Here is a 14682-nt window from a genome sequence, read left to right on the forward strand (position 1 = left end):
GCCCGTTCTCTGGTGGTGCCTCGTCAGTCCTGGAAGGACCGCCCCAGTTCGTCGAGCGCGGCCAGGGTGGTCTCGGTCAGGCCGCGGTCCTGGTCCTCTTCGAGCCAGACGACGGTGGCGATCCGCAGCGTGGTGAGGTAGGCCCCGGCCAGGACGCGGGGCCGCAGGCCGAAGTCGCCGTCGCGTTCGGCGATCGCCTGGGCCAGTTCCTTCTCGAGTGCGCCCAGCCCGGCCAGTTGCCGGGCCAGCAGGGAGGGGTGGCGGCGGGCGAGCCTGACGCGCAGGATCCAGTCGCGGTCGGGTTCGTCGAACTCGCGGTACATGTCCTCGGTCGCCGCGCGCAGGGCCGGCCAGCCCGGCTCCCCGGCGGGACGGGCCCGGAATTTCGCGAGTATCCGCAGGTGGCGCTGCTCCTCGCCGTACATGACGGCGTCCGCCTTGTCGGCGAAGTAGTTGAAGAACGTGCGCCGGGAGACGTTCGCCGCGTCGGCGATGGCCTCGACGGTGACGTGGTCGAAGCCGTGCTCGGCGACCAGGTTCAGGGCCGCCTTGTACACGGCCTGGCGGGTTTCGGCCTTCTTGCGCTCGCGCAGCCCCGGCGTGGTGGTCATGCGGAGCATCTTACTGCGCCGTGAGAATTAATGCCCAACGTGCAAACTTTCCCTGTGTGTAGTTATGCTTGCCGTGTAACGCACGAAATCGGGAGGAAGCAAGTGGCGGAGACACCATCCCCGGGGATGAGTCACAAGGAGATCCTGAGAGCCTTGAGCGGGCTCCTGATCGTCATGTCCGTGACCATGATGAGCGCCACGATCGTCTCGGTGGCGCTCCCGCAGATCATCGGCGCGCTCAAGGGCACCCAGTCCCAGTACACCTGGGTCGTCACCGCGATGATGCTCACCTCCACCATCTCCACCCCGTTGTGGGGGAGGCTGGCGGACCTGTTCAGCAAGAAGCTCCTGCTCCAGGTGGGCATCGTGATCTTCCTGCTGGCCTCGCTGGGCGCGGGCTTCTCCCAGAGCACCGAGCAGCTCATCGCCTGGCGGGCGGTGCAGGGCCTGGGCATGGGCGCGGCCCAGGTGCTGGTCCAGGTGGTGATCGCCGCGATGATCTCGCCGAAGGAGCGCGGCCGGTACAACGGCTACCTGGGCGCGGTCATGGGGCTCTCCACCGTCGCGGGACCGCTGCTGGGCGGGGTCATCACCGAGGTGATGGACTGGCGCTGGTGCTTCTTCCTGCCCGTTCCGTTCGCGGTGTTCGCGGCTTTCATGCTGCAGAAGACCCTGCACCTGGAGCACGTCCGCCGCGACGATGTGAAGATCGACTACGCGGGCGCGACGCTGATCGCGGCCGGGGTGAGCGTGCTGCTCGTCTGGATCACCTTCGTCGGTGACAGCTTCGCCTGGGTGTCGTGGCAGACCGGGGCGATGGTCGGCGTGAGCGCGCTGCTGCTGGCCCTGTCGGTGTGGGTGGAGACCAGGGCCGCCCAGCCTGTCGTACCCGTGCACATCATCAAGCAGCGCATTCCCGCGCTGGCGATCATCGGCAGCGCGGCGGTCGGTATGGCGATGTTCGGCGGCGTGGTCTTCCTGGGGCAGTACTTCCAGATCGGGCGCGGCTACTCGCCGACCCAGGCCGGCCTGCTCACCATCCCGATGATGCTCGGCATGATGGTCTCCTCGACGATCTCCGGGCGGATCATCTCCCGCACCGGCAAGGTCAGGCCGCACGTCATCCTCGCGCTGATCATGCTCACCGCGGGCTTCGCCCTCCTGTCGGCCATCGACCACCAGACCTCGCTGCTGTTCATCGGTTTCGCGATGGTGCTGGTCGGAGCGGGTGTCGGCATGTCGATGCAGAATCTGGTCCTGGTCGTCCAGAACGGCGTGTCCATGAAGGACATGGGGGCGGCCAGCGGCGCGGTGGCGTTCTTCCGTTCGCTGGGCGGCACGATCGGCGTCTCGGTCCTCGGCGCGGTCCTCGCCTCCGAGGTGGCCTCCTCGATCAAGAAGGGCTTCGCCAAGGTCGGCGTGCAGGTCAGCGACTCCCAGGGCGGGAGCCTGGACCTCGCCTCGATCCCCGAGCCGCTGCGGGAGATCGTCCGCGCGGCCTACGGCGACGGCACCGGCCACATCTTCCTGGTCTCCACCGGGATCGCCGTCGCCGGCCTGATCGCCGTGCTCTTCCTCAAGCCGAAGAACCTGCGCGACACCATCGACCTGCACGAGCCGCCCGCCGCGGAAGAGAAGAAGGAGAAGGAGCTCTCCGCCTCCTGAGCACCCCGCGCCCGCGGGGAACCCGAGCGTGCACGGCCCGTGCGCCGTCTTCGGACGGTGCACGGCCCGTTCGCCGTCGGGGAGACGTCAGGGAGCGGAGTCCATCGCCTTCGCGGCCGTCGGGGCGATCCGGAGCCGGGAGGGAAGCCCCAGGTCCAGGACGCGCATGACCCCGGTGAACGCCTGGAACCCCAGGGCGCGCGAGGGGGACCAGGGAAGCTCGAACCGCTCCCGCAACACCGGGGGCAGCGCCGCCTGGGACGACCGGCGCATGAGGACGGCCAGGGGAGCGGCGATCGCCGGCCAGGCGGCGGACGGCAGGCGCCAGCCCGGCGGGGGCGGCAGCGGCCTGCGGTCGAGTTCGATGATCAGCTTGACGGTGTCGTTGAACTCCAGCCGTTCGGCGACCATCCGGTCGAAGTAGGCGGCGAACGCCTCCGGGTCCCCAGGGACGTGGTGGTCGGGAATCCCCAGGGCCAGCGCGAGATCCCGCCATTCGCCGAACAGCCGCAGCTCCTCGGACGGGGTGAGCGGCCGGGCGAAGAGCCGCTGGGTCTGCACCATGCCGTGGTAGAGGGTCGCGTGCACCCACAGGTAGGCCTCGTGGTTGAGGGCGTGGTAGCGGCGGCCCCGGGAGTCGACTCCCTTGATGTCCTTGTGCAGCTCCCGCAGCCGGGCGGCCTCCTGCCTGCCACGTTCCTCTCCGTGGAAGCCGAGGAAGGCGTTGGCGGACCTGACCGTCCGGATCAGCCGTCCCCAGCGGTCGGCGAGGAAGCCGGAGTGGTCCGCGACACCCGCGCCGACGACCGGGTGGGAGACCTGGAGCATCAGCACCGCCCGGCTGGTCAGGACCGCCCGCCAGTCGGCCCCGTACCGCCAGGTCAGCGAGCCGCGGCCGGGGACGGCGCCGACGGGAGTGCCGCTCATCCGACCCTCCGCTTCTCGGGTTCCGCCGCGGCGCGGGTTCCGGCCGCGGCACCGCCGTCGATTCCGCGTACGGAGGCGGCGCGGGAGCGCGCCGGCCGCTGGTACTTGTTCCACCGGAAGCGCCGGGCGAACGGCACGGCCATCCTGGAGGGCAGCTTGCGCAGTCCGCGCGGCGTCAGGTTCATCCCGATCTTGACCAGCGCCATGAGGACGTTGAACACCCGCTGCCGGAAGGGCGACCAGGGAAGACCGTACTGCTCGCGGATGGCCTCGGGCAGCAGGCCCGTCGTCACGAGGCGGAAGACGACCAGCACGGGGAAGAGCGGCACGCGCAGACCCTTGGGGTGCATGACGGCCTGGGCCTGCTCGCGGCCGTGTCCGCTGATCTCCAGGGTGTTGACCATCCGGTTCCAGTAGGCGTCGAACTCCCGGGCGTCCGCCGGCAGCGACTCGCGCGGCGCGCCGATCAGCTCGGCGAGCTTGGCGTTCTGCTGGTAGTACTCCTCGGCGCGCTCGGGGGAGAGCGGGCCGTACATGTCCTCGTACAGCTCCTTGGAGACCTGGAAGAGAGTGGCCTGCACCCACAGCAGCAGGTCGGCGTCGTGCGCGGAGTAGTTCTCGCCGTGCACGGGGTCGTGGGCGCGCATCGCCGACCAGGCCACCCGCTGAGCCTCGTCCTTGGTGCCGAAGACGACCATCGACAGGAAGTCCAGGGTGGCGAACAGCCTGGGGAACGGACTGGCCTGGAAGCCGCTGTGCTCGGCCACGCCCTGCGCGACCTTCGGGTGCGCCAGTTGCAGCAGCAGCGCCGTGCCTCCGCCGAGGATCGTGTACGGCTCGGAGCCGATGTCGCGGATCGCGCTGTCGTCGTCGAAGTACCCAGGTTCCATGAGGTGCTCCTCTTCCGCGGGTCGCCACCGTGCCTGGGATATTACTCAACAAGAGAGTCGGGAGTAAGGGATTACTTATGTGATGCGTCGCGCACAAGGGGAGAAGAAGCATCAAGGAAGGGCGGATGCCTTACCGGACACCCTTGTCAGTTCTGGATTGTGGTGATCGGATTCTGGAACAGACGCGCTGAAACATCGCATCGTGGGTATATCTCGATCCACCGGTACAAGGGCAGGTGAAGCATGATGACCCCGGGCCGGCAGCGAAGGCTCCTCGCCGACATAGCGGAACACCTGCGTGACGAAGACCCCCAGCTCGTCGCGCGCTTCGTCCTCTTCGCCCGGCTCGCCGAGGAAGACGGCCCGGTACCCCCCGAACCGGCCTGACCTCACCGGCCGGGCAGGCCCAGCCGCTCCCGCAGCGCCGCCGCCCTCCGGGCGTGCCGGACCGCCCCCTCCTCATCGCTTCGCGCCCTGGCGAGCCCGGCCGGCAGGCCGATCCAGGCCATGGCTTGAGAATCACGGTTCCGATGTTCGTCAGCACCCGAGAAGTCAGCTCAGCGTGGCCGCCTTGCGCAGCAGCACTGAGCGTTCGCGCTGGTTGGCGCACAGCCGGGCCGCCAGTTCCAGCTCGGCGCGCGCTTCCGGTCGCCGTCCGAGTCGGGCCAGCAGCTCACCGCGTACGGTCGGTATCAGATGCGAACCGGGGAGCCGGTCCGAGGCGATCAGCTCGTCCACGATGGCCAGGGCTTGCGCCGGGCCAGAGGCCATGGCGACGGCGACGGCCCGGTTGAGCTCGACCACCGGCGAGGGCGCGACCCGGCCGAGTGCCTCGTAGAGCACCACGATCCGGTCCCAGTCGGTCGCCTCGACCGAGGGCGCCGACGCGTGGGTGGCGGCGATCGCGGCCTGCAGGCCGTAGGGGCCGAGGCCGCGAGTCGACGCCTTGGCCAGCGCGGCCAGCCCACGGCGGATCGCCGAGAAGTCCCACCGCCGCCGGTCCTGCTCGTCGAGCAGGACCGGCGAACCGTCTGGGCCGGTCCGGGCCGGGAAACGCGCGGCCGTCAGCTCGCACAACGCCAGCAGGCCGTGCACCTCCGGTTCGTCCGGCTGCAGCGCGGCCAGCGTGCGGGCCAGCCGGATCGCCTCGTACGCGACGTCGGGGCGCAGCAGTCGGTCGCCCGACGTGGCCGTCGATCCCTCGGTGAAGATCACGTAGAGGACGCTGAGCACGCCGCCCAGCCGCTCCCTGCGCTCGTCGGCCGGCGGCAGCTCGAACGGCACCCCGGCCGCCGCGATCGTCTTCTTGCCCCGGGTGATGCGGGCCTGCACGGTCGGCACGGGTACGAGGAACGCGCGGGCGATCTCCTCGCTGGACAGGCCGCCGACCACGCGCAGGGTCAGCGCCACCCGGGCCTCGGGGGAGAGCACCGGGTGGCAGCTGACGAACATCAGTGCCAGCACGTCGTCATCGATCCGGTCGGGGTCGATTTCCTCATCGACCGCCGAGTCAGCCGCCAGCAGGGCGTATCGGTCCTGGAGAGCGGTCCGGCGGCGGATCGCGTCGATCGCCCGCCGCCGGGCCGTGGCCATCAGCCAGCCGGCCGGATTCGCCGGAGGGGCGAGCGGCCACGACACCAGCGCCTCGGCCACCGCCTCCTGGGCCGCGTCCTCGGCCAGCCCGAAATCGCCGGTGAACCGGGTCAGCGCGGCGACGATCCGCGCCGACTCGATCCGCCAGACGGCCTCGACATCGGCCGTACCCATCAGATCCGGCCGTTGCTCTCGCGCCCGGCCCGGTCCTTGATGGTCACTCGTCGACCTGCGGGACCTCGTCGCTCCCGGGCACCCGCCGAACCTCGATCTTGGATCCGGGGGCCGCCGGGACCCGCTTGGCCCACTCGACCGCCTCGTGTTTCGAGGCGACGTCGAGCAGGAAGAAACCCCCGAACAGTTCCTTGGTCTCGCCGTACGGTCCGTCCGTGACGACCGGGGTCTCGCCGCTGAAGTCGACCACGACGCCCTGACCCGGATCGTCCAGCCCTTCCGCCGCGAGGAGAACGCCGGCCTTGACCATCTCCTCGATGAACCGGCGGGTAGCGGCCATCATCTCGTCGATGTCGGCCATCATGGCCGCGTTCGACTCGTCGGTGCCCCGCATGATCAGCAGGTACTTCGGCATCGCGTTCTCCTCATCCGGCGGGGCCGTCTCTCGGCCCTCGCACCCACACGTCGAACGAGCGGCCCGCGGATCGACACGGCCCCGGAGAAATCTCTCGCCGCGACGCGGTTGATGAGAGCGGACAGCGGCTCCGGGATCGTCGGGCAGCCCTGATCGGAGCCCATGAGCACATCCAGGCGCTCCCCATCGGTGTCGGCGATCAACCGATCCTGGTCCGGCGATCCCTCGTGGACATCAGCGGAGGCCACTCGGAAAGTATCTCGTTGCCAGGTTCGATCTGCGAACCAGTAACCGGCATCGACCGTCACCACCGTCCATCCACAGCACCGCACCCCGCCGCGCCCGCACCGACACCGGCCGCCAACCGGCAACCAGATAGACGCTCCGCTGGACAACGGTGCGAACCTGGCCCAGCTGTCAGGAGGCGGGTTCGTCCGCAGGCTGCGGCGCGGGCTTGGTCAGCGGGAGCAGGAGCGCCGTGACGAGGAAAGCCGCTACGGCGAAGCCTGCGCCGACGAGGAACGCGTCATGGAAGACGTCGGTACGGGCCTTTGTGATGAGTGCGGGAACGCCCCGGGTCTTGGCTTCCAATTCCGCGATGCTGCGGAAGGCGAAGGTGGCCGCGACGGCGAGACCGAGCGCTCCGCCGACTTCCTGGGCGGTGTTGATGAGGCCGGAGGCCAAGCCCGCTTCCTCTTCTTTGATTCCGGCGAACGCGGAGATCTGTAGCGAGACGAAGGAAGCGCCCAGGCCGAGACCGAGGAGGACGAATGCGGGCAGCAGTTCGATCAGATAGGACGCGTCGGACGGGGCACGCCACAGCAGCACCATGCCCGTGGCCGCCGCCGCGAGGCCGACCAGCAGGACGAGTTTGGCGGCGACTTTGGTGACGATTCCGGACGCGATGCCCGCGCCCACGCCGGTGAGCAGGGCCAGCGGCACATAGGCGAAGCCGGTCTTGATGGCGGAGTAGTTCAGCACCTGCTGCATGAAGAGGCTGGCGAAGAAGAAGAGCGTGCCGACGGTGCCGATGAGCAGGATGGCGATGATGTTCGCGGAGCGCAGCGAGGACCGGCGGAAGATCCCGAGCGGGATCAGCGGCGCCTTGGCGCGACGCTCGGTGAAGATGAAGGCGATGAGCAGGACCGCGGCGAGAACGAAGCCTCCGTAGATCCTGGCGGTCGGGACGTCCGAGTCGTCGACGGTCTGGCCGAGGCTGAAGGTCAACGAGATCAGGCCGGCGGTGAGAAGAACGGCACCGGCGAAGTCGAAGGAGCCGCGTCGCTCGCTCGACCGGCTCTCACCGAGGATCCTCGGGGCGACAAGGGCGCCGACGAGGCCGATCGGCACGTTGATGAAGAAGATCCAGCGCCAGCCGGGGCCGTCGGTGAGCAGGCCGCCGAGGGTGACTCCGACGACGGCGGCGATGCCGCTGAGCGCTCCCCAGGCGCCGAGGGCCTTGTTGCGCTCCGGGCCTTCCTCGAAGTTGCTGGTCAGCAGGCTCAGCGCGGAGGTGGCGATGAACGCGGCGCCCAGTCCTTGGGCGCCGCGGGCGCCGATGAGCATGGCGGCGTTCTGGGCGATGCCGGCGATCAGGGAGGTCAGGGCGAACAGGAGCAGGCCGGTCTGGAGCATCCGGCGGCGGCCGAGGCTGTCGCCGAGCCTCCCGGTCAGCAGCAGGAACCCGCCGAGGACCGTGGCGTAGGTGGTCACCACGTAGGGCAGCGCGGTCTGGGAGATATCGAGTTCGTGCTCGACGGTCGGCAGGGCGACGTTCACGATGGACACGTCGAGGAAGGTCATGAACCCGGCGGCGCAGAGGAAGGCAAGGATCAGGCCTGGCCGCCGGACGGGCCCGGTCGGCTCCTCGCCGACTGGCCGAAAGGACTCTTGGACGGACATGACTCTCCTAGAGGAACAGGTGTGCGGAGAAAAGAGCCGAAGTTTTGTCGGCTTCCGGGAAGCTAACATCCTGAATAAAGTAGGTACCTAGAGGAAAGCGACTTCCTGAAAGGTGAGCGCCGAGATGCTGGAGACCACCGCAGACCTCGAAGAGACCACTGGGCACGCGGATCCAGAAGCGCCACAACAGGCGTGCACGATCGCCCCGGTCGTCGATATCGTCTTCAGCCGCTGGACCACACCGATCCTTTGGACGCTCAATACGTACGGAAGGCAGCGATTCGTCGAATTGCACAGGAATATCGGTGCCATCACGGCCAAGGTGCTGACCCAGCGACTGCGCCAACTGGAGCGGGACGGCCTGCTGATCCGCACCTACCACCCGGAGGTGCCCCCCAGGGTGGAGTACGAGATCAGCGATCTGGGCCGGAGCCTGGCCCCGCTCTTCGCCTCCCTGGCCGACTGGTCCGCCAGCCACCTGCCCCGGGTGGAGCAGGCGAGGGAGGCCTTCGACGCAGCCGAGGAACTGGCCGCGAGGCGCCGGGCTTAGTAGGGCGACTCAGCGGCGCGACACCGGGGTGTCACCGAGTTCGCGCATGGAGCCCTGGAAGAACACCAGTGGGCTCTCCTCCGGAGCAGGGGAGCCCAGCCCGATGACCTCTCCGAGCAGGATGGCGTGGTCCTCTCCGTCATACTCGGAGACCAGCCTGTACTCCACGTACGCCAAGGCCTCGCTGAGCACCGGCAGGCCGTTGGCCGACCTATGGTGCGGTTTTCGGCACTGTCTATCAAGCTCGCGAGTCGTCCGGGCCCCGCAGCAACCTGTCGGCTGCGCCTTCGTTGGCAGTGTGTCAGGGAGTACACCCGAGGCACGCACATCAAGCCGGGTTCCTATGGGCCGAGTTCGGATGGCTGGTGATGGTCTTTCACCACATCCCGCCCCAGCTCAAACGGCCATATCCGGTCAAATCCCGAGAAGTGGATCTTCTTGCGGTTCCGCTGTGACAGGTATGGAATCGCATGATTCGTTGATCTTCGGATGGGGTGGGGATGACCGGGACGGCCGGGGAGGTGGGTGCGCCGGAACGGCTGGGCCGGACGCTGAGCGCGCCGAAGATCGTGTTCATGGTGGTCGCCGCGGCCGCCCCGCTGGTGGCGATGGCGGGAACGGTCCCGCTGTCGATGGGCTCGGGGAACGGGGCCGGCGTGCCCGGCGCCTACGTCGTGGCTATGCTCACCCTCCTGTGCTTCTCCGTCGGCTACGCCGCGATGGCCCGTTCGATCACGGACGGCGGCGGCTTCTACGGCTACATCGCCCGCGGGCTCGGCCGTCCGGTCGCGGCGGGCGGGGCGGTGCTCGCGCTGACCGGGTACAACGGGCTGGTCGCGGCGCTGGGCGGAGGCATCGGCTACTTCCTCACCGAAGAGGGCGGCGCTCCCGGCCCGTGGTGGGCGTGGAGCCTGGGCGCGATCGTGCTCATGGGGGCGTTCGGATACCGCAACGTGGACCTGTCGGCGAAGATCCTCGGCGTGCTCATGGTGTGCGAGATCGGGGCGCTGACGGCCTTCGACGTCGCGGTGCTGGCGCACAAGGGCCTGGACGCCTTCCAGTTCACCTCCTTCGCGCCGAGCACCGTCCTGTCGGGCGCGCCCGGCGTGGCGTTCATGTTCGCGTTCGGCTCGTTCGTCGGCTACGAGGCCGCCGCGCTGTTCTCCGAGGAGACCAAGAACCCGGTGCGGACGGTGCCGCGCGCCACCTACGCGGCGGTCCTGGTGATCGGCCTCTTCTACACGTTCACCAGCTGGCTGATGGTCGGGGCGATCGGCGCGGACGACGCCAAGGAGACCGCCGTGGCCCAGGAGGGCGACCTGTTCTTCTTCCTGACCGAGCAGCAGCTCGGCGAGACGGCCAGGGCGCTGTTCGGCCTGCTCATCATCACCAGCCTCTTCGCGTCCCTGCTGGCCGGACACCAGGCCGCCGGACGGTACGTGTTCGCGCTGGCCCGCGACGGCCTCGCCCCCGCGAAGCTCGCCGCCGTCCACACCAAGCACGGCTCGCCGTACATGTCGAGCCTCGCGCAGACGGGTTTCACCATCGTGGTGGTGGCGCTGTTCGCGATCGCCGGGCTCGACCCCTACAAGACGCTCGTGACGGTGATGAGCGGCCTGTCGACCCTGGGCATCGTGCTGCTGCAGACGCTCACGTCCATCGCCTGCGTGGTCTACTTCCGCAGGACGGGCTCCGGCGGGCTGCTGGGCACCCTGGTGGTCCCGCTGGTCGGCTGCCTGGGTCTGCTGTTCGCGGCGTCCCTCATCCTGGTGAACTTCGAGACGCTGGCGCACACCGACTCCCCGCTGATCAACGCCCTGCCCTACGCCGTCCTGGCGTGCGCGGTGGCGGCGGCGCTGTACGCGCTGTGGCTGCGCAAGTCTGACGAGTCCCGTTATGTTCGGATCGGTGCTATGACGAGGGGAACCGATGAGCTACCCGCTGGCTGAACTGCCCGCCCGTGTCGGCACGGAACTGTTCTGTTCCGACTGGATCCCGCTGCACCTGGAGGACGAGCAGGCGTTCGCCTCCGCGACGTTCCTGCGCGAGGACTTCCTCGGCCGCCCGCCGTCCAACGGCGACCCCTACGGCGAGAACCTGCTGTCGGGCTTCCTCCTGCTGTCCCTGCTGGTGGCCGTGCACAAGCGCCACCTGGACGTGGAGGCGGACATGGCGTACGCGCTGAACTACGGGCTGGAGAAGGTGAGGTTCCTCCGCCCGGTCATGGCCGGGGAGAAGGTGCGGGTCCGCGCCGAACTCCTGGACGTCAAGGAGCGCGAGCCCGGACGGTACCGGGTCCTCACCCGCAACGTCATGGAGGTCGAAGGGGACGAGACCCCGGCGATGGTCGCCGACTGGCTCACCCTGTTCGTAGACCCGAAGGAGGCCACCGGTGAGTGAACTGCCCGGAGAAGGCATCGTCCCGAAGGTGGAGCGGGTCGCCGACTGGCTCACATACTGGAGCGAGAGGCAGCCCGACGCGCTCTTCGACGAGTTCGAGGGCCGTCGCCGCACCTACCGGCAGGCCCAAGAGGACGTGAACGCCTGGGCCTCGGCTCTGACGGACGCCTGCGTGACACCCGGGGACAAGGTCGCCGTCCTGAGCACCCCAAGGCCGGAGTTCCTCACCGTCTTCCTCGCACTGTCCCGGATCGGCGCCGCGTACGTCGGCCTCAACCCCGCCCACACCAGGGAGGAGATGCTGCACATCGTCGCCGACAGCAGACCGGTCCTGCTGTTCGGCCTGGAGGAGCACCGGGGCCGCGACTACACCGAGGACATGGCGGCCCTGTACCGGGCGGGGCTGGGCATCCGGGAGTTCGACACGCTGCCGCCGAAGTACTTCCTGGAAGGTGCCGACGGCCCCATCGGGCTCCCTCGCAGCCCCGACGAGGACGCGCTCGTCGTCTACACCTCCGGCACCACCGGACGGCCCAAGGGCGTGGCCATCAGCCACCAGGCCTTCGCCGAGGGCTGCTACCTGCAGGCCACCCGGCTCTACCACCCGGACTCCGTCACCCTGGCCAACCTGCCGGTCAGCCACATCGGCGGGGTCATGGACGTGGTGTCGGTGCCGCTGGCGATGGGCGGCGCGATCCGCTTCATGGACGACTTCGACCCCGAGCAGATCCCCGGTGTCATCGAGGAATCGAAGGTCACCCTGTGGGGCCAGATTCCGCTGATGTTCCAGTACGTCCTGATGATGCCGCAGTACTCCGCCGCCGACCTGTCGTCGCTGAAGCACATCGGCTGGGGCGGTGCGCCGATGCCGCCCGAAACACTGGCCGCGCTGCGCGCCACCGGCGCCGAGCTGACCTCCGTCTACGGGCTCACCGAGAGCTGCGTGGCCGTCGCCTACAACGACGGGACCGCCGACGACGAGAGCCTGACCACCACGATCGGCCGCCCCGATCCGCGGCTGGAGCTGCGGCTGGCGGGCGAGGACGGTGAACCGGTGCCGCCCGGGACGCCCGGCGAGATCCAGGTGCACAACCCCTGCCTCATGACCGGCTACCTCGGCCTGCCGGAGGAGACCGCCGCGGCCTTCACCCCCGACGGGTTCCTGCGGACCGGGGACCTGGCGGTGGCCCGTCCCGACGGCGCTCTCACCCTCGTCGGACGGCTGAAGGAGATGTACAAGTCCGGCGGCTACAACATCTATCCGAGGGAGATCGAACTGGTCCTGGAACGCCATCCCTCGGTGGCGGCGGCCGCCGTCGTGAGCGTGCCGGACCCGGTCTACACCGAGGTGGGCGTCGCCTTCGTGGTGGGGACGGCCACCGCGGAGGAACTGGACGCCCACTGCCGTGAGCACCTGGCCCCCTACAAGGTGCCCAAGCGGATCGAGGTCCTGCCGGGGCTGCCGCTGCTTCCCGCCGGAAAGGTGGACAAGGTGGCGCTACGTGAAGAAGCGCTGAGATGCTCCGCAGCGTCGTCTACATAGCCTGCGCCGTCGCGATGACGGCCTGGTTCCTCTACAAGCTGCGGCACCTGCGCTCCCGCTGGGAGAGCCCCCGGTTGTGGGCGCTGTGCGCGGCGATCCTCTCCACCGCGGCGACGCTGGGACTGGCGGCGCCCTCGAACGTGTTGTGGGTCGACCACACCACGGGGATCCCCAATCTGGCGACCCTGCTGGTCGCCGCCTGCCAGACGGTGTCGGGAGGGGTCTACCTGACCCTGGCGCTGCTGTGGCGCCACCCGTTCCGGGAGGCGTGGCCGTTGGTGCGATGGATCGTCCTGTCCTGCCCGCTGTGCATCGTCACGCTCTCGGTGCTGTTCTTCGCGTCGTCCATCCCGGTGGAGCGCACCGAGGACTTCAACCTCTACTACGCCGACCAGCCGACGGTCGCGGCGTTCTCCCTGCTGTGGCTGTCGTGGGTGCTGGCCGGGCACGCGACGCTGGCCTACTGGTGCCTGCGCTGGACCAGGGAGCCGGACTACGCCGGGTTCCCCTGGCTGCGGCGCGGTCTGCGGCTGTACGGCGCCTACGGGGTGGACGTCGCGCTGTTCCCTCTGGTCGGCATTCTCGCGATCGTCGCGCACCTCACCGGAGTCGCCGAGCTGGACGGGCTCTACAAGGCGACCGGCCCGGTGGTCGCCCCGGTGGGAGTGCTGCTGGTGACGGCGGCGCTGACCCTGCCCGCCTTCGGCCCGAAGCTGGAGGAGGTCGGCGCCTGGACCTTCCGATGGCGGCTGTACCTGCGGTTGCGGCCGATGCACCGGGAACTGGTGAAAGTGGCGCCCGAACTGGTCTACACGGCTCCCGGCAGGCGGTTCGACCCCTACCACCGGACCCGGCGCATGGTGCTGGAGCTGAGCGACTGGCGCTGGAGCCTCGCGCCGCTGTTCGATCCGGAGCTGGCCGAGCTGGCCGAGCGCTGGGGCCACAGGGCCGGCTACCGGGGGGAGGCACTGGCCGCGATGGTCGAGGCCGCGCAGCTGAGGCACGCGCTGCAGGCCTGGACGAGGGGGGAGCGGAGCACAGCGGGGGACCACGGGGGAGGGGAGGCGCGCGACGGCGCGTTCACCACCGAGCTCACCTGGTGGGTTCAGGTCGCCGACGCGTTCTGCCGCTGCCCCGTCGTGGGCGCGGCCGTCGCGGCCCGTGTCTGACCGCCGCGCACCCGCCAGCCGACGCCGGCGTAGCTGGTCAGCCCCGGCACGTCCGGGTCGGGCCGCACGTCCAGCACCTCGGGGGCGTGGGCGAAGCCGGTGAACAGCTCGGAGATCTGCGCGTCGGTGCGGACGGACAGCCCGCCGGTACAGGCGTAGATCTTCTCGACCGCGGCGACCATGCCCTGGTCCGCCCGGTCACGGGACAGGTGGCTCAGCACCAGCGCGCTGCCCGCCGTCATGACGTTGCGGAACGCGCGCACCGTCTGCGCCGGTTCGGGCAGGTACGGCAGCACGTCGCCGAACAGGACCGCCACCGGGCGGCCGAAGTCGATGACGTCCATCGCGCTCAGCCGGGCGATGACGATCTCGGGGGAGCACAGGTCGTCCTCGAAGGCTCGGACTCCGGGGTGCCCGGTGAGCAGGGCCCGGTTGTGCACCGCGACGACGGGGTCGTGATCGACGTAGGCGACCCGGCAGGGGCCGTGCTCCCGGGCGACCTCGTGGGTGCAGGGCGAGGCGGGGAGCCCGGAGCCGAGGTCGATGAACTGGTCGATGCCGTGCTCGGCGGCGAGCCGGGCCACCGACCGCATGAGGAAGTCGCGTGCGGCGCGGGCCAGCGCCGGCAGTTCGGGTGCGGCCCGCAGCAGTTCGGCCACGGTGCGGCGGTCGCACTCGAAGTTGTCCTTGCCGTTGAGCAGGTGGTCGCTCATCCGGGCGGAGTTGGGGACGTCGAAGTCGGGCCCGGCGGGACGGCCGAAGGAGAAACTCGCGAGCGCGCTCTCCGTCACCGGCGCACCTCCCAGCTCTCATACTGGTGAGGGATCATCGCAGACCTCCGTG

14 protein-coding genes and 1 pseudogene are annotated in these 14682 nt (G+C 69.5%); 7 read left to right on the top strand and 8 right to left on the bottom strand.

The annotated features are described in order from the left end of the window. Positions 1–23 precede the first annotated feature (23 nt). Positions 24–611: a TetR family transcriptional regulator gene (locus tag ABGB12_RS30785; RefSeq protein ID WP_347683296.1), complete on the bottom strand. Its 588-nt coding sequence runs from the start codon at positions 609–611 to the stop codon at positions 24–26. 126 nt (positions 612–737) lie between these two features. On the opposite strand from ABGB12_RS30785, the gene ABGB12_RS30790 reads away from it, so the two are divergent. Next, the gene (locus ABGB12_RS30790; protein ID WP_347683298.1) at positions 738–2276 is read left to right on the top strand and encodes an MDR family MFS transporter; all 1539 of its coding nucleotides are present in this window, start codon (positions 738–740) and stop codon (positions 2274–2276) included. 87 nt (positions 2277–2363) lie between these two features. On the opposite strand, the gene ABGB12_RS30795 is transcribed toward ABGB12_RS30790, so the two are convergent. Then, positions 2364–3203, bottom strand: coding sequence for an oxygenase MpaB family protein (locus ABGB12_RS30795; protein WP_347683300.1), 840 nt, complete (start codon positions 3201–3203; stop codon positions 2364–2366). Next, complete coding sequence (locus ABGB12_RS30800; RefSeq protein WP_347683302.1) at positions 3200–4093, bottom strand: oxygenase MpaB family protein; 894 nt, start codon at positions 4091–4093, stop codon at positions 3200–3202. Before ABGB12_RS30800 ends, ABGB12_RS30795 begins: the two co-directional genes overlap by 4 nt. A 243-nt stretch (positions 4094–4336) precedes the next feature. Between ABGB12_RS30800 and ABGB12_RS30805 the strand changes: the two genes are divergently transcribed. Further along, positions 4337–4480, top strand: coding sequence for a hypothetical protein (locus ABGB12_RS30805; protein ID WP_347683304.1), 144 nt, complete (start codon positions 4337–4339; stop codon positions 4478–4480). Between the two features lie 165 nt (positions 4481–4645). Here the strand turns inward: ABGB12_RS30805 and ABGB12_RS30810 are convergent, their stop codons facing one another. The 3 genes and pseudogenes from ABGB12_RS30810 to ABGB12_RS30820 form a co-directional block, all read right to left on the bottom strand. Further along, positions 4646–5860, bottom strand: a complete 1215-nt coding sequence (locus ABGB12_RS30810; protein WP_347683306.1) for a sigma-70 family RNA polymerase sigma factor — start codon at positions 5858–5860, stop codon at positions 4646–4648. Beyond that, positions 5860–6275, bottom strand: a pseudogene (locus ABGB12_RS30815) (YciI family protein). The gene ABGB12_RS30810 and the pseudogene ABGB12_RS30815 overlap by 1 nt, the downstream one beginning before the upstream one ends. A 417-nt stretch (positions 6276–6692) precedes the next feature. Beyond that, positions 6693–8177, bottom strand: a complete 1485-nt coding sequence (locus tag ABGB12_RS30820) for an MFS transporter (RefSeq protein WP_347683308.1) — start codon at positions 8175–8177, stop codon at positions 6693–6695. Between the two features lie 124 nt (positions 8178–8301). On the opposite strand from ABGB12_RS30820, the gene ABGB12_RS30825 reads away from it, so the two are divergent. Next, entirely contained in the window at positions 8302–8727 is a 426-nt protein-coding gene (locus ABGB12_RS30825; protein WP_347683310.1) for a helix-turn-helix domain-containing protein, read from the top strand. 9 nt (positions 8728–8736) lie between these two features. Here ABGB12_RS30825 and ABGB12_RS30830 read toward each other — a convergent pair whose 3' ends face one another. Beyond that, entirely contained in the window at positions 8737–9054 is a 318-nt protein-coding gene (locus ABGB12_RS30830; RefSeq protein ID WP_347683312.1) for a flavin reductase family protein, read from the bottom strand. Positions 9055–9227: 173 nt separating this feature from the next. Here ABGB12_RS30830 and ABGB12_RS30835 point away from each other — a divergent pair, with 173 nt between their 5' ends. From ABGB12_RS30835 to ABGB12_RS30850, 4 genes are read left to right on the top strand one after another with little or no spacing between them, the layout of a single operon-like run. After that, the gene (locus ABGB12_RS30835) at positions 9228–10676 is read left to right on the top strand and encodes an APC family permease (RefSeq protein WP_347683314.1); all 1449 of its coding nucleotides are present in this window, start codon (positions 9228–9230) and stop codon (positions 10674–10676) included. Further along, complete coding sequence (locus ABGB12_RS30840) at positions 10657–11127, top strand: hypothetical protein (RefSeq protein ID WP_347683316.1); 471 nt, start codon at positions 10657–10659, stop codon at positions 11125–11127. Before ABGB12_RS30835 ends, ABGB12_RS30840 begins: the two co-directional genes overlap by 20 nt. Beyond that, positions 11120–12670 (top strand): class I adenylate-forming enzyme family protein, encoded by a 1551-nt coding sequence (locus ABGB12_RS30845; protein WP_347683318.1) that lies wholly within the window; start codon positions 11120–11122, stop codon positions 12668–12670. The genes ABGB12_RS30840 and ABGB12_RS30845 overlap by 8 nt, the downstream gene beginning before the upstream one ends. Further along, on the top strand, positions 12646–13839 hold the full coding sequence (locus tag ABGB12_RS30850; RefSeq protein ID WP_347683320.1) for an MAB_1171c family putative transporter: 1194 nt from the start codon (positions 12646–12648) through the stop codon (positions 13837–13839). Before ABGB12_RS30845 ends, ABGB12_RS30850 begins: the two co-directional genes overlap by 25 nt. Here ABGB12_RS30850 and ABGB12_RS30855 read toward each other — a convergent pair. After that, positions 13776–14630, bottom strand: coding sequence for an SAM-dependent methyltransferase (locus ABGB12_RS30855; RefSeq protein WP_347683322.1), 855 nt, complete (start codon positions 14628–14630; stop codon positions 13776–13778). The two genes, ABGB12_RS30850 and ABGB12_RS30855, sit on opposite strands and share 64 nt — an antisense overlap. Between the last annotated feature and the right edge of the window lie 52 nt (positions 14631–14682).

The sequence above is a fragment of the Actinocorallia sp. B10E7 genome (assembly GCF_039871655.1).
Taxonomy (GTDB): Bacteria; Actinomycetota; Actinomycetes; order Streptosporangiales; family Streptosporangiaceae; genus Actinocorallia.